The organism is Rhizobium sp. P2_G9 (assembly GCF_056403475.1).
The window spans coordinates 14,604-33,459 of record NZ_JBFUFK010000010.1 but is presented as its reverse complement, the minus strand read 5'-3'; the positions used below and the strand labels follow the sequence as shown (position 1 = coordinate 33,459).

Sequence of the window (18,856 nt, the reverse complement as noted above, 5' to 3'; positions counted from 1 at the left end):
CGGAAGTTCGCACAGCTTGATAGGACAGTTTGCGCCTAAAATGGCGCGACGCTTAGGCAAGGGGATTGAGATGCGCATTGAACGGAAATTCACCGAGGCAGGCAAGTCGGCCTATGACAGCGTCGCCTTCCGCACCGCCACCAGCGAGATCCGCAATCCGGACGGCTCGATCGTCTTCCGGCTGGCCGATATCCAGGTGCCGGAGCAGTTTTCCCAGGTCGCGGCCGACATTCTTGCCCAGAAATATTTCCGCAAAGCCGGCGTACCGACAGTTTTGAAGAAGGTCGAGGAAAACGACGTGCCGTCGTGGCTCTGGCGTTCCGAGGCCGACAAGGACGCGCTCGCCAAGCTGCCGAAGGACGAACAGCTCGGTTCCGAAATCGATGCGCGCCAAGTGTTCGACCGCCTTGCCGGGACCTGGACCTATTGGGGCTGGAAGGGCGGCTATTTCTCGTCCGAAGAAGATGCGCTCACCTTCCGAGATGAGCTTGCCTATATGCTCGCCACCCAGCGCGTTGCGCCGAATTCGCCGCAATGGTTCAACACCGGCCTGCATTGGGCCTATGGCATCGATGGACCGGGGCAGGGCCATTTCTATGTCGACCCATTCACCGGCAAGCTGACCAAGTCCAAGTCGGCCTATGAGCATCCGCAGCCGCATGCCTGCTTCATCCAGTCCGTCGAAGACGACCTCGTCAACGAGGGCGGCATCATGGACCTCTGGGTGCGCGAGGCGCGCCTGTTCAAGTATGGCTCCGGCACCGGTTCGAACTTCTCCAACCTGCGCGGCGAGGGCGAAAAGCTCTCGGGCGGCGGCCGTTCGTCGGGCCTGATGAGCTTCCTCAAGATCGGTGACCGGGCCGCCGGCGCTATCAAGTCGGGCGGCACGACGCGCCGTGCGGCCAAGATGGTGATCGTCGACATCGACCATCCCGATATCGAGTCCTATATCGACTGGAAGGTCAAGGAAGAGCAGAAGGTGGCCGCACTCGTCACCGGCTCGAAGATCGTCTCCAAGCACCTCAAGGCGATCATGAAGGCCTGCGTCAATTGCGACGGCACCGATGACGCCTGCTTCGACCCGAAGCAGAATCCGGCGCTGAAGCGCGAGATCAAGGCCGCCAAGGCATCGATGGTGCCGGAAAACTATATCGGCCGCGTCATCCAGTTCGCCCGCCAGGGTTATACGGATATGGAATTCAAGACCTATGATACGGATTGGGATAGCGAAGCCTATCTGACCGTGGCCGGCCAGAACTCCAACAATTCCGTCTCGATCAAGGACGACTTCCTCCGCGCCGTCGAACGTGACGACGTCTGGAACCTGACCGCCCGCAAGGACGGCAAGGTGGTCAAGACGCTGAAGGCCCGCGATCTCTGGGAATCGATCTCCTACGCTGCCTGGGCTTCGGCCGATCCGGGCCTGCATTTCAACACGACGATGAACGACTGGCATACGAGCCCGGCGGCCGGCCCCATCCGCGCCTCCAATCCGTGCTCGGAATATATGTTCCTCGACGACACGGCCTGCAATCTTGCCTCGCTCAACCTGATGCAGTTCAAGGCCGCATCCGGCCAGATCGACATTGCCGACTATGAACATGCCGTCCGTCTCTGGACCGTGGTGCTCGAAATCTCGGTGATGATGGCGCAGTTCCCGTCGCGCCGGATTGCCGAGCTCTCCTATGAATACCGCACGCTCGGCCTGGGCTATGCCAATATCGGCGGCCTGCTGATGTCCTCCGGCATCCCCTATGACAGCAAGGAAGGCCGGGCGATTGCCGGTGCGCTGACCGCGATCATGACCGGCGTCTGCTACGCCACCTCGGCCGAGATGGCCGCCGAACTCGGCGCCTTCCCGATGTACGAGCCGAACCGCGAGCACATGCTGCGCGTCATCCGCAACCATCGCCGTGCGGCGCATGGCGAGCGTTCGGGCTATGAGAAGCTCTCGGTCGAGCCGGTGGCGCTGATCCACAAGGAATGCCCGGACCAGGAATTGATCGCGCATGCCACCGCCGCCTGGGACAAGGCCTTGGCGCTGGGCGAGCAGCACGGCTACCGTAACGCGCAGGTCTCGGTGATCGCGCCGACCGGCACGATCGGTCTGGTCATGGATTGCGACACGACCGGCATCGAGCCCGATTTCGCCCTGGTGAAGTTCAAGAAGCTCGCCGGCGGCGGCTATTTCAAGATCATCAACCGCGCCGTTCCGGATGCGCTGCGTGCGCTCGGCTATCCCGAGAGCCAGATCGCCGAGATCGAAGCCTATGCCGTCGGCCACGGCAATCTCAACCAGGCGCCTGGCGTCAACCCGTCGACGCTCAAGGCGCGCGGCTTCACCGACGAGAAGGTGGAGGCGGTCAACGGAGCGCTCAAGCAGGCCTTCGATATCAAGTTCGTCTTCAACCAGTGGACGCTTGGCGCCGATTTCCTGCGCGACACGCTTGGTGTCACCGACGAGCAGATGGCGGCGATTGATTTCAACCTGCTCGACCATCTCGGCTTCTCCAGGAAGGACATCGAGGCCGCCAACATCCATGTTTGCGGTGCGATGACGCTCGAAGGCGCCCCCTTCCTTAGGAAGGAGCATCTGGCGGTGTTCGATTGCGCCAATCCCTGCGGCAAGATCGGCAAGCGCTATCTCTCGGTCGAAAGCCATATCCGCATGATGGCGGCGGCACAGCCGTTCATCTCCGGTGCTATCTCGAAGACCATCAACATGGCCAACGACGCCACCGTCGAGGATTGCAAGAACGCCTATATGCTGAGCTGGAAGCTCGGCCTGAAGGCGAATGCGCTCTACCGCGACGGCTCGAAACTTTCCCAGCCGCTCAATGCCTCGTTGATCGAGGACGAGGCGGACGAGGACGCGATGGAGGAACTGCTGGCCATGCCGCAGGCGGCGCAGGCCGTCACCATCACGGAAAAGATCGTCGAGCGCGTCATCGAACGCGTGGTGCGCGAACAGGAAAAACTGCCGACCCGCCGCAAGGGCTATACCCAGAAGGCCAAGATCGGCGGTCACACCATCTTCCTGCGTACCGGCGAGTATGATGACGGCCGCCTTGGCGAAATCTTCCTCGACATGAACAAGGAAGGTTCGGCACTGCGCGCGCTGATCAACAACTTCGCCATCTCCGTGTCGCTCGGCCTGCAATATGGCGTGCCGCTCGAAGAATATGTCGAGGCCTTCACCTTCACCAAGTTCGAGCCGGCCGGCATGGTCATCGGCAACGACGCGATCAAGAACGCCACGTCGATCCTCGACTACGTCTTCCGCGAACTCGCCGTCTCCTATCTCGACCGCAAGGACCTGGCGCATGTCGACCAGTCGGATTTCTCCAACACGTCGCTGGGCCGCAACATCAACGAGGGCAAGGGCGAGGCGGTCTCCAAGGGCCTGACGCGCGGCGCCTACAAGCCGGTCCTGGTGTCCAGCCACGGCGGTGCCGAGCCCAAGGGTGCCGCGACTGCCGCACCCGCCAAGGCCTCGGGTGGCGTCAGCTATAGTGGCAGCGCGGTGCGCCGCCTGGAGCCGGTCACGGCCATCTCGACGTCAGAAGTCGTCTCCTTCCGCCGCGACTATGAGGAACGGCAGAACGAACTGCGCGAAGTGATTGCCGAGGAAGTGGCAAGCGAACTGTTCTCGGAACAGGCCGCCGCGGAGGCGAATGCTGCCAAGTCGGATGCGAAGGCGCTCGCCAGCGAACGCCGGGCGCGGTCGATCGTGCAGGGCTATACGGGGAATATGTGCTCGGAGTGCCAGAATTTCACGATGGTGCGGAATGGCACGTGTGAGAAATGCGACACGTGCGGCGCGACGAGTGGGTGCAGCTGATCGGACTAGATGCCGCACCAGGCAAACGATATAGAACATTTGTAACCCTCTCCCCGCGGTGATCGACTTTGCCGCGGGGTTTTCTACTCTGGAAATCAGTTTTGCTATTAGGGCAAAAGCAACATCATATATTCCGAAGCGTAGTCAAAAAAATGGGCGCCGCATATTCACCGTCCTTACTCACACCGAATTTGTTGCTTACTCAAACTGCAAGAATCCAAACCTCTTGATTTGATCGACGTTTCTTCAAAAGCGACGGCGGAAAAGCATTGTTCGCATTCGGTTGTCGCATTTTTATTTTCCACCTACACAGGCGCCGATATTTAGTCTAAATATGGGTGTGATGGTCAGCCGCACAACTTTCGGTGCCGCCGACCTTCCTGTGTTTCGGGGGAACAATGAAGAAGCCAGCTGACAATATGGACGCATTTGTCGGCGCGCGCATCAGGGTGCGGCGCGTCATGATCGGCATGTCGCAGGAGAGGCTGGCGCAGCTGCTGGGTATCACGTTTCAGCAGGTCCAGAAATACGAGAAGGGTGCCAACAGAGTCGGAGCTTCGCGACTCCAGGCAATTTCTACGGCGCTGGGCGTGCCCATCAGCTTCTTCTTCGAGCAAGGTGACGGTCCGCTCGATCTGTCCGCCATCGATCACGGTGACGACCCGGATATCAATCCGCTCATGACCAGGCAGGCGTTGGAGCTGAACCAAACCTTCATGAAGATCAAAGACCCAAAGATCAGGAAATGCGTCATCGCGCTGACCAAGTCGTTGGCGGAGCAGGACAGAATGGGGTCTCACGAACTTGATGACGACGACGAAGATAGCATTCAACTCTAGCTCGTTGTGAAGGGGCGGCGAGGGGTGGCAGTTAGACTGACGACATTTGCTGAACCTCGGCTCGTTGGCGAGAACGGCAAGCCGTTGGCATTACCCGAGAAGGCGATTTTCGCGCTGGTCTACATGGCTGCCCAGGGGACGCCCAGGATATCGCGTTCAGAGCTGGCGGAATTCCTCTGGGATCCGGAGAAAACGGATAGTTCGGCCAATCTCCGGCAGCTCCTGGTGAGGTCCAGATCCCGACTGCCGGCTTCCGGCGACGCGTTGCTCCGCAGCGAAGGCGGCGACATTGTCGCTGCCCTCGAGAGCATCGATTTCGATTTCATGAGCTTTCTTCCGGAGAGCGAGCCGGACGACATCAACGCCCTTCGCAGGCGCATCGAAATTCAGAAGGGTGTGTTCCTGGCGGGAGTCGACGTTTCATCCGAAAGGTCGAGCCAATGGCTCGATATGCAGCGTGACAGACATGTCTCGGCTTTATCAAGAGCCGTCGACAGCGTTGCCGCAACAGAGGACTTCCTGGCTGTGTCGGAGCTGATCGCCGAGGCGAGTGCTCGATTGCTGGAGATGGACGCCTACAACGAGGTGGCGGTTCGCGCCTTGATGCGATGTCATTTCGTGGCGGGCAAGCACCTTCAAGCGCAGGTTCTTTTTCGGCGGCACGCAGAGCGGCTGAGAAAGGAGTTGGGAACCCGTCCGGATGCGCAGACCTCTGCGCTGGCGGAAGACCTCTATCCGGATAGGCTGCGAGCCGCGGTTCAGGTTCGCGAAATCGGCGCTGGTAAAAATCTTTCATCGCTTGGTCCCGAAAGGAGCATCCTGCCGCGTGTCATCCTGCTTCCTCCGTCCAATGCGACCGGCGAAGCCGGCAATCTGGCGATGGCGCTGATTGAAGACGTCACCATCGGGCTATGCCGGGCTCGTACGATGGCTGTCGTGGCTCATCATACGGCGTCGCTGATCGCCATGTCCCCCGCACCGCGCGCCGAAGCATTTACGCGACATACCGTGTCCTACGCGTTTGAAACCAGACTACGGATCCAAGGCGGCGAATTCGAACTTTTCGGCGGGCTGGTTGACGTAACGAACGACAGATACGTCTGGGCGGACAGGTTCGATGTCAGGGCCGGCAAGCTTGGCAATGCGTACAAGGACATCGTCAATGTTATCGTTTCCACGCTGACGCATAAGATCGAGCACAATGAACTGCGCCAGATAGGCAGTCATGAACCAACCGCCTATCAAAGTTATCTGCTCGGACAGCACTATCTCCGAAACATACGCCTTGCGGAACTTCGCCGCGCTCGGAAAATGTTCAGGAATTCGCTTCACTCGGAGCCGCGGTTCGCCCAGGCGCTCGGCGGTCTTGCACGCGCGGAACACCTGGAGTGGCTCGTCACCGCGCGCGGCGACCACGACCTGCTGATGTCGGCGGAGCGGCACGCTCGCGAGGCGATCGATGCCGATACGGCACATCCCAGCGGCTATCACCAACTGGGCGTAGTCCGCCTTTACAACAGCGCGTTCGACGAGAGCGTGGCCGCTTTCGAGCAGGCGGTCAATATCGCCCCCTCGCATGCGGACCTGATTGCGGACTATGCCGACACGCTGGTCCACGCCTCCGAACCGGAGCGTGCGCTGGAAACCATCGAAAGGGCGATCGAACTTAATCCTCTTTGCCCAGACGTCTACTGGTGGACCGCGGCAGGGGCGAATTATTGTCTCGAGCGCTTCGATGTCGCGCTCGATTGCATCGGCAAGATGACGGACAAGTCGACGACCGGCCGTCTGGCGGCGGCCTGCTGGGGCATGCTCGGCGACGTCAAGAAGGCGCGGTCGTTCATGCGAAGCACGATGAAAACCTATCCGGATTTCAGCATCGACAAATGGTTGTCGATCATGCCCGTGAAGGAGAATTGGCAGAAGGAACAGTATAGGGAGGGCCTGAAGAGGGCCGGATTTCAGTAGCAACCGCAACATTTCAGTAGCAACCGCAGAGGAGATAAAATGGCAAAGTTTACAGTTCTGGGTCTGTCGGGTGAGACAGGTTTCTGGTTGGTGGATTTCGACAACGGCACGGTCACGGCCATGCCGGGCACGGTCACCGAGCCGTTTGGATACAGCACCGACGCCCGGTCACATGGTGCGGTCCTGACGGCAGGGGTGGATCTCGCTGTCACTGTCAGTGACCGCAACGACGCGTTCGCCGGGCGCTATGACACCGTCGTGTTCGCGGCCAGGTACGATGGCTAGATATGACTGAGCCTTCGGTGGCGCGATTGGAAAGGCCATCCGGTCGATCCGAGGATCTGGCTTCCGATCCGGGCGCGCTTGTCGACAGGATATGCGCGCCGAGCGAGACCTTGGAGAGGGTGAGCACTGCTCTCGGGACATATGGCGTGACGCGGCTGGCACGGATCACGGGCCTCGATCGTATCGGAATTCCCGTGTGGAACGCGATACGCCCCAATGCACGTTCGATCGCCGTTCACCAGGGCAAAGGACTGACCGACGCCGACGCCAAGGCGTCGGCATGCATGGAAGCTGTCGAGCGCGCGGTTGCTGAGGTGCYGCCGCTCGAGAGCAGGACATGCAGCAGCGATGAACTGTCGGCCGGAGGCGTGCATTTTGATCCCGTCGAGGAATTCCTCGCCGCACGGCAGTCTTTACCAGGATCGACGGCAATCGCCTGGGTTGAGGGAACCAACCTGTCGACCGGACGAGCCGTTTTCGTGCCGCTCGAAGCCGTGACGATCGACAGAACACAACCCCGACGTTACTGGCAGTCTTCGGATGGGCTGGCATCCGGCAATACCTGGGAGGAAGCCGTGCTGCACGGCGTGCTCGAGCGGATCGAGCGTGATGCCGACGTGCTGTTCCGGCTCTCCAAACCGGCGATCCGGGCGAAAGCGTGTTTCGATCCGCACGCGCTCGGCTGTCCTTCGGTGGACCGGCTGCTCTCGCTGATTTCGGCGGCAGGTTTTGCTGTCGTCACGCTTGACATCACGAGCGATGTAGGCATTCCCTCGGTTCTCGCCTACCTCTATCCGCGCACCGGCAAAACATCCGGCTTGCGCTACATTGACGTCACCCTCGGCAGCGGCACGCATTTCAGCGCCGCCAGGGCGACGGTCCGCGCCTTGACGGAGGCAGTGCAATCGCGCCTCACGCTTATCAGTGGCGCGAGGGATGACGTCGAACCCTCGCTTTTCTCCATGCCGCTGCACCCCGCCATAGCCGCCGATCTGGTACTGGCGCCTACCGCCCGCCCGCCGCGCGATATCGAGGTGGCAGGCAGAGCGATTTCCGAACGCATCACGCTCCTCCTTTCCATGCTTGAAGAGCGGCGCGTCAGCCGGGTGTTGGCCGTGGATCTTGCACCGGGCGAAACGCGGTTTTCCGTCGTCAAGCTTTTGATCCCGGAGCTCGAAAGCCCCGATGGTAATCGCAAACGCAGGTTTGGTGCCAGGGCATTGCCGAAAATGATGGTCTTCTGATGAAAGTGGTGTTTGCCGGTCCCTCGCTGCATGGCAGTATCAGGCCCGTCCCCTCCGACATTGTCCTGCTGCCCCCTGCCGCACAGGGCGACGTCTATCGCCAGGCCAAGAGCGGCGCAAACGTGATCGGCCTCGTGGACGGGGTGTTCGAAGACTGTGCCAGCGTCTGGCACAAGGAAATTCTTCATTCGTTGTCACTGGGCGTCCAGGTTTACGGCGCCGCGAGCATGGGCGCCCTCCGCGCCGCGGAATGCGCCGACTTCGGCATGATCGGGGTAGGGCAGATTTTCGCATCGTATCGTGACGGCGATCTCGTCGATGACGCCGACGTCGCCCTGTGTCACGGCCCAAAGGAGCTGGGATATGCGCCGCTAAGCGTGCCACTCGTCAACGTCCGCGCCACGGTCAGCACTCTGATGCAGCAGGCGCTGCTCACTCGTGAGGAAGCCGCTACATTGGTGGAAGGGGCTTCCGCCGTTTTCTTCAAGGATCGAACATGGGCGGTCGTGGCCGCCTCCGCCGGGCTCCATGCCATGCGAGAGCGAGAGGTGCGGAATCTTCTCTTGCATTACAGCCGCAGCCCGAAGCGGGAGGACGCCGAGGCCCTTGTCGAGGCTGTGGTTCGTGCCGAAGACCGGCGATGCGAGCCGCCTGCGTGGACGTTAGAACGAACGAGCCTGTTTGACCGTTTCATCGTCGGCTGACCACCGGCTCAGCGCCCTGTCACGGTCGTGTCACGGCCAAGAGTGATATCGAACTGTCTTGTGATAGTTTTGATCGCCACCGGAAGGGTAATTCAATGACGCTTGAACTCGTCGCGGCAGTCTCGCTCGAACGTCAGAAAGAGTTGGCATCTCTCGCCCGGATGGTCGCTTTCGTTCGTCGAACCGCCCAGGAACTCAACGTGCAACTGCCGACCTACTGTCTCGGGATGGCTCTGGACGCAGTCATCGACGAAATGAAGATCGCCGGCATAGACGTCGCGTCCATTGTTGGCGCCGACAGTGATCCAACGCTGATCGTCACCGGATATCATTGAACGAGCTGGTCTTCAGAGATCGGGGATCGAGGCGTCTGCTTAAATGGCTTCCTTTGCGGAGGTGCTCGACAACAAGGGACGTCGAGTGGCAGGCAGCCAAGGCCATAAGGCAACCAATTTTCGACGCCATCAATCAATCGTCTTCATCGCTGCCTCCGAGAACGCTGCGGCCGCCGGTACGTCGGTGATCCTGCGCCCTGTCGTCGAAACGACCGTTCGCCAGGCGCGACGGCCAAGCACCGAAACCGTCACTTCAAATTCCGTTGTCGGATCCTTGCGTTGCGTCATCGATGTTCGCCATGCGGAATGGCCTGCCACCGTTACCGGTTTCCATGGAGCATTGAAGACAAAGTCGTCGTTGAGAGCTTCCTGCAAATCGGAGGCATAGGTTGGGCCATCCATCGCGCCAGGTGTCACGATCTCTTCGCCGAGAAAGGCGTCCGCGGAGAGATAATCCGAAACGAACTCGAACATCTTGCCTTCCGATCCCGCGAGCACGGTGACTGACCAGGTCCTGGACAGTTCGGTCGTTTTTTTCGTGATGGGATTCTGCCATGTCTGCATGATCCATACATCGCTCTTGTCCTTCAGGCCATCATACGTCCCGTAAAAACCGCCGCCGATGACCGCGATGGCGGCGACTGTCGCCGAATAGGATCGGAAACGGGATATCTTGCGGCTGCGAACGACGGCGAAGCCCTTTTCATAGCTTGTCGGTTGGCCTTCTGAAACACGCCGCAGCTGGTAGAGCATCGTCAAATAGCTGGCGATTGGCAGCGCGATCGCCATCCCCTGAAGCCAGAAGCCGAGTTCGCGCTTGAGATGGAGCAGGAGACGATTGCCGGGTACGGTCAGAACCACATCCAGGCCGAGCCATTTCTTGCCAGGGGTCGTTCCGAAAGCCGTCATGCAGATCGCAATAAAGATCATCGAAAATGGCAACAGAATCTTCGACGCGAGGTCCGAATATTGCGTGACCCACGCCAGGGTGACAGGTGAAAAAAACATCGCCCACAGCACGATGACAATGACGAGCGCAATCTCGAGCAGGATGAGATCGATCATTTTCGCCGCAAAGCGAGGCCATGGCCTTGCGGGAACCGGAGCCGGCGGTCCGATACGGCCGTGATCCTTGAGCGCGGCTGCAAACTCCGGCAATTCGGAAAGTGGTTTCCAGTCGGCGTAAGCATCCCGGCTGATCGCAGATCCGCCGTCAAGCTGGCCGTGCTTGATCATTGCCACAACTTCGTCCCACTTACGCGGTCGCTTTTCCTCGTCCACGGCACAATGGTACCACGTCGTCATTCTCGCCCCTCAATCGTCCGACGTCATTAGGCGAGATCGAAAGCGCAATGCAACCGGATAATATTGCGATACGTCACGTTGATCGATCCTGGGAAACGAAAATGCCCGCCATCATGATTTCTGTGGCGCGAAAAGCATTTGAGCTCTCTCCATATATAGCGGGCCGGAATGCGTGGGAGAAAGGGAGCCTGCCCGGAAGGAGGCTCCCTTTCGATCTTCACCAGCATTTCCTCCGGTGTCAGGCCGGAATGCAAGCCTCTGCGGCCGACAGCAAAGCCTTGTCAGCCGCTCCGAGGAGCTTTCTTGCGATGCGTTGGGCAGTACGATTGCCGCCGCCCCAGCGGATCGCCACGACGGCCACGACGACCTTCCATTCAGGAATGCCGCGAGCGTCTGCCAGTGCCTTGATCTCGCTCTTGCCGGACAGTATGGCGATTAAATCGCGCAACGCCTCGGGTTGGCGGTCTAGGCTGACGTACTCGGCCACCTTGTTCCAGTCGATTGGATCCTTCGAAGATGTCGCGGGCAAGACGATGAAAGCCGGCGCCGCAGGCATGGGTACGTGGTGCATGGAGCGAGGGAGCGCTTTGCGCAGTCTCCCGTAAGAAACCCTCGGTTGGGACTCAGGTCCCGCTGCGAATGCCCGTTCTTCCAAGAACGCGCCGGCTAAATCCTCATCAGGCGCCGAAAGCGCGATTTTGCGGGTGACGGCGATGTCGTCGACCGTGTCGCCTTGCTGGTCGACCAACACGATCGAGGTCAGGTGAGTCACGATGCCTTCCTCCGCGGCAATCTGCGCAGCGGTCGCCTCGTCGAGAGTCTGGACGCCGAGCCAGGCGGAATAGGCTGCTGCGGCGGGATGTACAACAGTGCCCGGTTCCGCGGCGTCCGAATAGGACAGCGCGATATCCAGACCGCCGACTGCACGCGACAAGGCTTCCGTCCTCGACGAACGTGTCCGGACCGGCGACGCTGAGCCTCGCATCGCCGCGAGCGATGCGGCGACGGTGCTTGCCACGTCGCCCGCTTCCGGCACGACAAAGACCTGCCCGCCGGTGACCGCCGCGAGTTGGGCGACCCTGGCATCGAGTGAAGAACCTCCGATCAGCACGACGGTGAACCGACAACCTGTCCTCTTGACGAGATCGAAATCGATGGCATCGTAGGAAAGTCCGTCGGTGACGAGAAGTATGTTGGAGCCGTCGCCAGCAGTCTTGTGCACCGCGGCTCCAATCTGTGTGCCTCCACCATCCATCGGCAGATGTTTAACGAGGCTGCTTGCCGCTGTGCTCTTAGCTCTTCCACCGAAAGTCGTGTCGTCCGAGAATGTCCAGAATTCGAAACTGTCTTCGGACTGGATGTCGGCACCCCCGAGTGCAATGGTCAGGCCCTCACACATGGCGTCCCACTTGGACTTGCCGCGCGAGTTCATCGTCTCCATCGATCCTGATGCGTCGAGAAGCAATTTCGCCGTCAAAGGCGACAGACCGGGGCTGGAGGCGGCGAACGTGATGGTCGCGTATCCGTCTCCGGCGGTCTTGGCGGTCACTGGGTAGAGGGCAGGGGCCGCCACTTCTATATCTATGACGTAAGAGGTCTTGACCGATGTTATGTCGGTGGAAGGAAATCCATTGATAGTGACGTCGCTTGCCCCCTTGACCGTGACGCCTGCGTCAAAAACCTCGCCGCCGGTGACAAGATCGTCGGAGGGCAGGAACGGCGAGACGCCGTAGACCGCGCCAATGGTGAGAGGAATGCGCACTCGGCCCTTGCCTCCAACGATCTGCAACTGGGCGACGGATACAGTCTCGACGACAATCTCAGCCCCCGGGGCGACATTGCCAACGGATATCATGTGCAATCCGCGCAGCAACTCCTCGTGCAGTACGGCGGCTTTGCCGTCGTCGAGCGCCTTCTCATATGTCGCGCGTGCCTGCTGCTTGGCCTTGGCGATACCAACGAGCCTGCGGCCGTCGACAATGGCTTTGACCGATGCGACCACGGCATCGTAACCGACCGGGAATGTCATTGTCGCCTCGATCGGGATTGTCTCTTCGTTTCTGAAGACACGCTTCTGGGTAACGACTGCCAGTGCAGACACGATCTCTACATCATAGGTGATGGCTTTGAGTGGTACGGGTGGGGTTCCTCTCTGGACGAAGGCCTGAAGCATTTCTTCGGTCTCGCGGATGGCTGTTCTCATGTCAGTTCTCCTTCCCCGCGCGCTCGGCGCTGTTGCATTTCCTCGACGACGGACTGAATGGCGACGAACAGTTCCTCGACATCAGGCACGGCCTCCGGATCAACCTTGACGACCACACCGGGAGCAACTTCTCGCTCGATAGCGCCGCCGCGCCTTATGGCATCGATCCGTCGCTTTATTGCCTCGAGCGACAGACCTTCCGCCTTCGCTTCGGAATAGACGGCGAGCGCTCTGACGTGCTCGTCGCCATACGAAGCGAATTTCCGCGATCCATCCGGCGCAGGGACAATGCCCTGCGAGATAAGGAAGCGGATGTTGCGTTCCGGCGTGYCGCTCGCTTCCGCGAGTTCCCTAAGGTTCATCGCCCCGTCCAATCAAATCTTTTATGACAGTTCATATGTCATTTAAGGCGACCGTGTTCAAGTTAAAACGACAGTTTTTGTGTCGAATAAACATATGTATTTGAATTTGCCTGCCTATTTTACGATGCCCAACACGCGCCCTGATTAGGGAAGGGGCTTGACTTCGCGTGGGGCGGGGCGCGCCAGGGTAAGGTGTCGCGCGACGCTGGTGAAGCCAATTCAGACTCTTCAACATTCGGTCGCGCAGTTTTAACCTTTGTCAATTCCTGAAAGAGCAACGCTGTCAAACTGGGTGTAGTTAAGAATTATTTCCATCCACTATGAATAAAGCATAGACGCGAAAACGTAATTCCATTGCGCTCAGAGGTGGAGCGCTTTGGAGGGAAGAATATGTCTCGTCTGGACGCCATCGTCGACATCTCGCATCATCAAAGCGCCGAAATCGACTTCAATGCCTTGAAAGCCGCAGGCATCGTCGCCGTGATGCACAAGGCCACGCAGGGCAGCCATTTCAAGGATTCGAAATACGACCAGAGGCGAGCGGCCGCCGAGCAAGCCGGGCTTCTGTGGGGTGCTTATCACTTCGCCGAAAATCGCGAAGACAGCGGCACCGGCGCCCAGCAGGCGAAATACTTTCTCGATCGGATCGGCGATCCCAAGAATGTGTTCCTGTCACTCGATTTCGAGGGATATCACCATAAGGACAAGCCCGAAGTAGAATTGACCATGTCCGTAGCGGACGCGGAAGATTTCATCGATGCGGTGCATCAGCGCCTGGGGCGTTTCCCGTTCTTCTATTCCGGCAGCACCGTCCGCGACATTCTCGGCAGCAAGACCAACGCCAAGTTCGCCCAATGCAAACTCTGGGCGGCCGGGTATGTCAACGAACCGAAGCTGAAGATCCAGAGGTCGTGGAACGATTGGACGCTTTGGCAATACACGGACGGAAAGCCGCATCACAACCCGAAACCCATCGACGGTTTTGGTTCCTGGGACCGTTCGGTGTTCGACGGCAGCGAGCAGCAATTGCGAGCGATCTGGGCGAGCTGAAGATTCTGCATTGCAATTGCGATCTTTGAACGGAGATGAGAAATGCCGAGTGCATTCACGATGAAACTCGCGAAAATCGCGGAAGAGCAATTCCAGACATATCACCTGCATAGCGAGGGGACGACACCCTCGCACCTCAAATCAGGCGTTATTGGACAGATTTGGGATACCATTTCCCAGGTGTCCAGGAGCAGTGGTCCGCAGTGTTCGTTTCGTGGAACCTCTTGAAGGCGGGAGCGACCAAACACGATTTCAAATTTGCCGAACGGCACGCCATCTTCATGAACTGGGCTATCCACAATGCCGACCAAGATACAGGTTCATTTCGTGGCCACCCGATCGAGATCTACTCGCCTCAGCTCGGCGACATCGTCGTGGATAATCAGCCCGGCCATTCCTACGATTTTGCATATGCCCGTCAGCACGACGACTATCATTCGCACTCCGCGATCGTGATTGAACGCGGTCACGACCACACCGGAGAGTACATCCTGACGGTGGGCGGCAATGAAGGCGATTCAGTCCGCGAGAAGATCATCTATTTGAAGAACGGGTTAATCCCCCAGCGTAACCACTTGCCATTCATAGGCATTATCGAAGATCGCATGTGAGCACTGCCCCACGGCGAGGAATGACGGCCACGCGCGGTATTCGCGATCCCTCGTCCGTGGCCCCGAGGGACGTCGGCGAGTTGGGTAAGCGGGCAGCAAACCGTCCTGGCCGATTTTCGGGTTATTGTCTGGGTTGCTTCCGCTCAACGATCGTTGCCGGTGCGATGCTGCTCCGATCAAAGGCGCTACGCCCACGCCCGGGAAAACTTTGCATCTGAAGCGGCAAAGAGTTCGGCGGTATTCTCCCTCGCAGATGGGATCTCAACCGAACTCCGCCTCAACCGCGTCTCCCTATCAGCCACACGCGCTTTTGCACTGCGTCATTTTCGCCTTTCCGCGGAACCGATCAGCCGATTCGCGGCTTTACCCGGCGAGCCCCGGGGGCGCTGTTTTGCTTTTTGAGCCTCGCCGGCATGTCCGGCACTGCGGGCCAGAGCCGGAAAGTTGACGATGTCGAACAACGCGAGGGATGACCGAGCGATGCCAAAACTTCGAAATCTTGCGGTGTTCGGTTTGCTGAGCATCGGCGCCTGCGCCACGCCGCCCGATACGTCCCACCTGATCAAAGAAGACAAGACCGTGCATCAGGCCCGCAAGGTCATGGTTGGCATGAGCGAGGCGGATGTGAGGATGTGCGCTGGCTTTCCGACCATGGGGGTCGCCGTCTCCAAGAACGAGAAGATCTGGACCTATCAGCGCAGTTATTCGCGCGGCAGCCTCAATGTCGGCATGACCACGCTGGGCGTCGGTCCGATTCCTGGCGTCACCGGGGCGACCGCCACCGGCGCCGAGGGATTCTGCAACACGCAGGTGCGCTTCGTCGACGGCAAGGTTGTGCAGATCGATTTCGCCGGCGATAACAATACCAGCACCCATATCAACGGGCTCTGCGTCAGCACTGTCGACGCTTGCGTCGCCGATGCGCTGGGCAGCCGCGCGCCGGTCCAGCCGAAGCCGTGACTGGCTAGGTGGGCTCGGCAGCTTATTGCGGCAAGCAGCTGATCGATTGGAAATTGCCTTCCGAATTCTGGATGGTGATGTCGAAGCCGTGGCGGCCGTTGCCGGCATCGGTCAGGACCGTGCTGGCGATCTTGTTGCCGCCGGCAGAAATGCCGCCCAGCGGGCCGCCCCAATCGATCGTGCCTTGGTCGGAGACCGAATAGGAATAGTCTCCCTCGTATTTGCCGTCAAAGGCTGGGCCGCGATAGACCTTGCCGGCGATCTGGATGGTGCCGAGGAATGAATTGTCGATCGTGCAGCCGTAGTCTCCGTCCTGCAGTGTCCCCGCCACAGCGTTGCCTGCGATTGCGGCAATCGCAACCGCCAGCGCAAAATGTGTTGCTCGCATGAATGTCCTCCTGACGCTTTGTGTCTCAGACTAAGACGGACCAGAGGAGGGAAACATGCGCTGGACATCCCGCCTGTCTTCGAACTCGTCCGAGCTGGCCGCCGGACCTCTTGCGACTAACGGCGCTGTGCGGTAATTTGCGCAGATGAAGTTGATACGGCTCGCATTTGTGCTTGCGCTCGCCGTTCCTGCTGTGGCGGCGCGGGCGGGTAATCCGTGCGGCATGTCACCGGATGACTGGTGCACGAAGCCAAGCGACGGCATTTGCGGAACGCACCTCAACGAAGCCGATTGCCGCGCCGACAAGAGATGTGTGGCGGTGCGCTATTCAGGTGAATCCGTCGTGGCTTGTCAGTGGGACGCGCGCGGTTTCGCCGGCAACTGCCCGGCGGTGGGATGCCGGGCGCAATAGGGAGGCTGCCATGCGCAGAGCACTTGTGATTATCGATGTCCAGAAGGGTGTTCTTGGCAGCCATGCGCCGGAGCGTAAGCATGCGATCGACGCCGCCTATGATCATGTGGTCGGCAGGCTTGCCGATCTCAAGGACAAGGCACGCGCCGCCGGCATTCCGGTCATCGTCGTCCAGCATGACGATCCGGCGGGGTCGAGCATTGCAGTGGGGACGACGGGCTGGGAACTGAGGCCGGAGATCGCGCCGGTCGACGGAGAGGTTCTCGTCAACAAGCGTTCCAGCGACAGCTTTTTCGACACCGATCTCGACCAGAGGCTCAGGGAGCGCGCCGTCACCCATCTGGTGATCGGTGGGTGCGCCACCCAGTTCTGCGTCGATACCACGGCGCGGCGCGCAGTTACCCTGGGTTATGACGTTACGTTAGTGTCTGATGGACACATGACGGCCGATCGGGGCGGCCTGTCTTTCGAACAGATCATCGCCCATCACAACGAGACGCTCGACGGTTTTGATGCGGGCGAGCACATGGTCGACGTCAAGGCGTCATACACCATCGCGTTCTAGGCCCTGGCGCTGTCACGTTCGCGCAATATTGCAGGATTAGTCCTCCCTCCTATAATGATCATGTCATAATGGGGGGAAATCCGTGGAAACATTGAAGCTTAGCGTCTCGCCGCGTTTTCTGCCGCTGACGTTCTCGCTCGTCGTGACGATCATCCTCGGGGCGCTGCTGCTCACGGGCGAGGCCTCGTACACGGTCGTGATCGTGCCATTCCTGATCTTTGCGGCGCTCGCTGCCATCGGCCTGCACGACATCACCCAGACGAAGCGGGCGGTGTTGCGCAACTATCCGATTGCCGGCCATACCCGCTACATCATGGAAGATCTGAGGCCGAAAATCCGGCAATATTTCTTCGAGGGCGAGAAGGACGGCCGGCCGTTTCCGCGCGACAAGCGGTCGCTCGCCTATCAGCGCGCCAAGGGGCAGCTCGACAAGCGCCCGTTCGGCACCGAATATGATGTCTATGAACCGCGCTATGAATGGATCTCGCATTCGCTGGCGCCGACCCGGCTCGCCAACCACAATTTCCGCATCACCGTCGGCGGGCCGGATTGCAAGCAGCCCTATAGCGCCTCGGTGCTGAACATTTCGGCGATGAGTTTCGGTTCGCTGTCGGCCAATGCCATCCGCTCGCTCAACCATGGTGCCAAGCTCGGCGGCTTTGCCCATGACACGGGCGAGGGCGGTCTGTCGCCCTATCATCGTGAGCATGGCGGCGATATCACCTGGGAGATCGGTTCGGGCTATTTCGGCTGTCGCCATCCGGATGGTTCTTTCTCGCCGGAGCGGTTTGCTGAGACGGCGACGCTCGACCAGGTGAAGATGATCGAGATCAAGCTCAGTCAGGGCGCCAAGCCCGGCCATGGCGGCGTGCTGCCGAAGGCCAAGATCACCGAGGAGATTTCGAAGATCCGCGGCATTCCGATGGATCGCGACTGCATTTCTCCGGCCTCGCATTCGGCCTTTTCGACGCCGCTTGAAATGATGGCCTTCATCCGCCAGCTCCGGGCGCTCTCCGGCGGCAAGCCGGTCGGCTTCAAGTTCTGCGTCGGCCATGCACATGAATTCCTGGCGATCGTCAAAGCTATGCTGGAAAGCGGTACGACGCCGGACTTCATCGTCGTCGACGGCAAGGAAGGCGGCACCGGGGCGGCGCCGCAGGAGTTCATCGACCACATCGGCATGCCGCTGCGCGAAGGGCTGACCTTCGTCCACAATGCGCTGATTGGCGCAGGCCTGCGCGACAGGATCAAGCTCGGCTGTTCCGGCATGGTGATCTCAGCCTTCGACATTGCCCGGATGATGGCGCTCGGCGCCGACTGGGTAAACATGGCGCGTGGCTTCATGTTCGCGGTCGGCTGCATCCAGAGCCAGTCCTGCCACACGGATATGTGCCCGGTGGGCGTGGCAACGCAGGATCCGCATCGCCAGCGGGCGCTGGTGCCGGCCGACAAGGCGCAGCGCGTGAAACAATTCCACAACAAGACCATGGAAGCGCTGGCTGAAGTGGTCGAAAGCGCCGGCATCAACCACCCCCAGGAATTCGAACTCTTCCATTTCCACAAGCGCATCAATCACAGTCAGGTCACGACCTTCACGCATCTCTACCCGCCGTTGGTGCAGGGTGAATTGCTGAGCGGCACATCTGACGTGCGCTTCAAGATTCCGTGGGAGATCGCCCGCGCCGACAGTTTTGCCGCTGCAACGAACTGAATGTTTCCGCGTTGCCGAACGTCAGCCGACATGAAATCGCCAATCATTGGGGTTGACTGGGACTTAACCCTTT

The 18,856-nt window shown here is 59.8% G+C and carries 16 protein-coding genes; 12 read left to right on the top strand and 4 right to left on the bottom strand.

Annotation, left to right across the window (positions count from 1 at the left end):
• Positions 1–70 precede the first annotated feature (70 nt).
• The 7 genes from AC1DYF_RS10195 (at position 71) to AC1DYF_RS10165 (ending at position 9,216) form a co-directional block, all read left to right on the top strand.
• Entirely contained in the window at positions 71–3,841 is a 3,771-nt protein-coding gene (locus AC1DYF_RS10195; protein WP_477876609.1) for a vitamin B12-dependent ribonucleotide reductase, read from the top strand.
• A 398-nt stretch (positions 3,842–4,239) separates the two neighbouring features.
• Positions 4,240–4,680, top strand: a complete 441-nt coding sequence (locus AC1DYF_RS10190) for a helix-turn-helix domain-containing protein (protein WP_477876608.1) — start codon at positions 4,240–4,242, stop codon at positions 4,678–4,680.
• A 24-nt stretch (positions 4,681–4,704) separates the two neighbouring features.
• Positions 4,705–6,648 carry a tetratricopeptide repeat protein gene (locus AC1DYF_RS10185; protein ID WP_477876607.1) on the top strand — a complete coding sequence of 648 codons (1,944 nt, stop codon included), beginning with the start codon at positions 4,705–4,707 and terminating at the stop codon, positions 6,646–6,648.
• Positions 6,649–6,687: 39 nt separating this feature from the next.
• Entirely contained in the window at positions 6,688–6,933 is a 246-nt protein-coding gene (locus AC1DYF_RS10180) for a hypothetical protein (protein WP_477876606.1), read from the top strand.
• Positions 6,934–6,935: 2 nt separating this feature from the next.
• The gene (locus AC1DYF_RS10175; protein WP_477876605.1) at positions 6,936–8,177 is read left to right on the top strand and encodes a YcaO-like family protein; all 1,242 of its coding nucleotides are present in this window, start codon (positions 6,936–6,938) and stop codon (positions 8,175–8,177) included.
• The gene (locus AC1DYF_RS10170; protein WP_477876604.1) at positions 8,177–8,881 is read left to right on the top strand and encodes a TfuA-like protein; all 705 of its coding nucleotides are present in this window, start codon (positions 8,177–8,179) and stop codon (positions 8,879–8,881) included. Before AC1DYF_RS10175 ends, AC1DYF_RS10170 begins: the two co-directional genes overlap by 1 nt.
• 95 nt (positions 8,882–8,976) lie before the next feature.
• Positions 8,977–9,216, top strand: coding sequence for a hypothetical protein (locus tag AC1DYF_RS10165; RefSeq protein ID WP_477876603.1), 240 nt, complete (start codon positions 8,977–8,979; stop codon positions 9,214–9,216).
• Positions 9,217–9,345: 129 nt separating this feature from the next.
• On the opposite strand, the gene AC1DYF_RS10160 is transcribed toward AC1DYF_RS10165, so the two are convergent.
• The 3 genes from AC1DYF_RS10160 to AC1DYF_RS10150 all read right to left on the bottom strand — a co-directional run bounded on the left by AC1DYF_RS10160 (position 9,346) and on the right by AC1DYF_RS10150 (position 13,086).
• A complete protein-coding gene (locus tag AC1DYF_RS10160; RefSeq protein WP_477876602.1) occupies positions 9,346–10,521 on the bottom strand; it encodes an RDD family protein in 1,176 nt (391 codons plus the stop codon).
• Between the two features lie 238 nt (positions 10,522–10,759).
• Positions 10,760–12,724, bottom strand: a complete 1,965-nt coding sequence (locus tag AC1DYF_RS10155; protein ID WP_477876601.1) for a VIT domain-containing protein — start codon at positions 12,722–12,724, stop codon at positions 10,760–10,762.
• Positions 12,721–13,086, bottom strand: coding sequence for a helix-turn-helix domain-containing protein (locus tag AC1DYF_RS10150; protein ID WP_477876600.1), 366 nt, complete (start codon positions 13,084–13,086; stop codon positions 12,721–12,723). The genes AC1DYF_RS10155 and AC1DYF_RS10150 overlap by 4 nt, the downstream gene beginning before the upstream one ends.
• Before the next feature lie 390 nt (positions 13,087–13,476).
• On the opposite strand from AC1DYF_RS10150, the gene AC1DYF_RS10145 reads away from it, so the two are divergent.
• From AC1DYF_RS10145 to AC1DYF_RS10135, 3 genes are all read left to right on the top strand, one after another.
• Positions 13,477–14,136, top strand: a complete 660-nt coding sequence (locus AC1DYF_RS10145) for a glycoside hydrolase family 25 protein (RefSeq protein ID WP_477876599.1) — start codon at positions 13,477–13,479, stop codon at positions 14,134–14,136.
• Between the two features lie 161 nt (positions 14,137–14,297).
• Positions 14,298–14,747 carry a DUF2272 domain-containing protein gene (locus tag AC1DYF_RS10140; protein WP_477876598.1) on the top strand — a complete coding sequence of 150 codons (450 nt, stop codon included), beginning with the start codon at positions 14,298–14,300 and terminating at the stop codon, positions 14,745–14,747.
• Positions 14,748–15,227: 480 nt separating this feature from the next.
• Positions 15,228–15,707: a hypothetical protein gene (locus AC1DYF_RS10135; RefSeq protein ID WP_477876597.1), complete on the top strand. Its 480-nt coding sequence runs from the start codon at positions 15,228–15,230 to the stop codon at positions 15,705–15,707.
• Positions 15,708–15,729: 22 nt separating this feature from the next.
• Here AC1DYF_RS10135 and AC1DYF_RS10130 read toward each other — a convergent pair whose 3' ends face one another.
• Positions 15,730–16,095, bottom strand: coding sequence for a hypothetical protein (locus AC1DYF_RS10130; protein WP_477876596.1), 366 nt, complete (start codon positions 16,093–16,095; stop codon positions 15,730–15,732).
• Positions 16,096–16,517: 422 nt separating this feature from the next.
• On the opposite strand from AC1DYF_RS10130, the gene AC1DYF_RS10125 reads away from it, so the two are divergent.
• Together AC1DYF_RS10125 and AC1DYF_RS10120 are read left to right on the top strand one after the other, a co-directional pair.
• Complete coding sequence (locus AC1DYF_RS10125; protein ID WP_477876595.1) at positions 16,518–17,072, top strand: cysteine hydrolase family protein; 555 nt, start codon at positions 16,518–16,520, stop codon at positions 17,070–17,072.
• An 82-nt stretch (positions 17,073–17,154) separates the two neighbouring features.
• On the top strand, positions 17,155–18,783 hold the full coding sequence (locus tag AC1DYF_RS10120; RefSeq protein WP_477876594.1) for an FMN-binding glutamate synthase family protein: 1,629 nt from the start codon (positions 17,155–17,157) through the stop codon (positions 18,781–18,783).
• Positions 18,784–18,856 lie beyond the last annotated feature (73 nt).

Coding starts and splice junctions, on each gene's coding strand:
- AC1DYF_RS10170 (WP_477876604.1), top strand. CDS start 8,177: ATGAAAGTGGTGTTTGCCGGTCCCTCGCTGCATGGCAGTATCAGGCCC.
- AC1DYF_RS10155 (WP_477876601.1), bottom strand. CDS start 12,724: ATGAGAACAGCCATCCGCGAGACCGAAGAAATGCTTCAGGCCTTCGTC.
- AC1DYF_RS10180 (WP_477876606.1), top strand. CDS start 6,688: ATGGCAAAGTTTACAGTTCTGGGTCTGTCGGGTGAGACAGGTTTCTGG.
- AC1DYF_RS10190 (WP_477876608.1), top strand. CDS start 4,240: ATGAAGAAGCCAGCTGACAATATGGACGCATTTGTCGGCGCGCGCATC.
- AC1DYF_RS10135 (WP_477876597.1), top strand. CDS start 15,228: ATGCCAAAACTTCGAAATCTTGCGGTGTTCGGTTTGCTGAGCATCGGC.
- AC1DYF_RS10145 (WP_477876599.1), top strand. CDS start 13,477: ATGTCTCGTCTGGACGCCATCGTCGACATCTCGCATCATCAAAGCGCC.
- AC1DYF_RS10125 (WP_477876595.1), top strand. CDS start 16,518: ATGCGCAGAGCACTTGTGATTATCGATGTCCAGAAGGGTGTTCTTGGC.
- AC1DYF_RS10195 (WP_477876609.1), top strand. CDS start 71: ATGCGCATTGAACGGAAATTCACCGAGGCAGGCAAGTCGGCCTATGAC.
- AC1DYF_RS10165 (WP_477876603.1), top strand. CDS start 8,977: ATGACGCTTGAACTCGTCGCGGCAGTCTCGCTCGAACGTCAGAAAGAG.
- AC1DYF_RS10160 (WP_477876602.1), bottom strand. CDS start 10,521: ATGACGACGTGGTACCATTGTGCCGTGGACGAGGAAAAGCGACCGCGT.
- AC1DYF_RS10130 (WP_477876596.1), bottom strand. CDS start 16,095: ATGCGAGCAACACATTTTGCGCTGGCGGTTGCGATTGCCGCAATCGCA.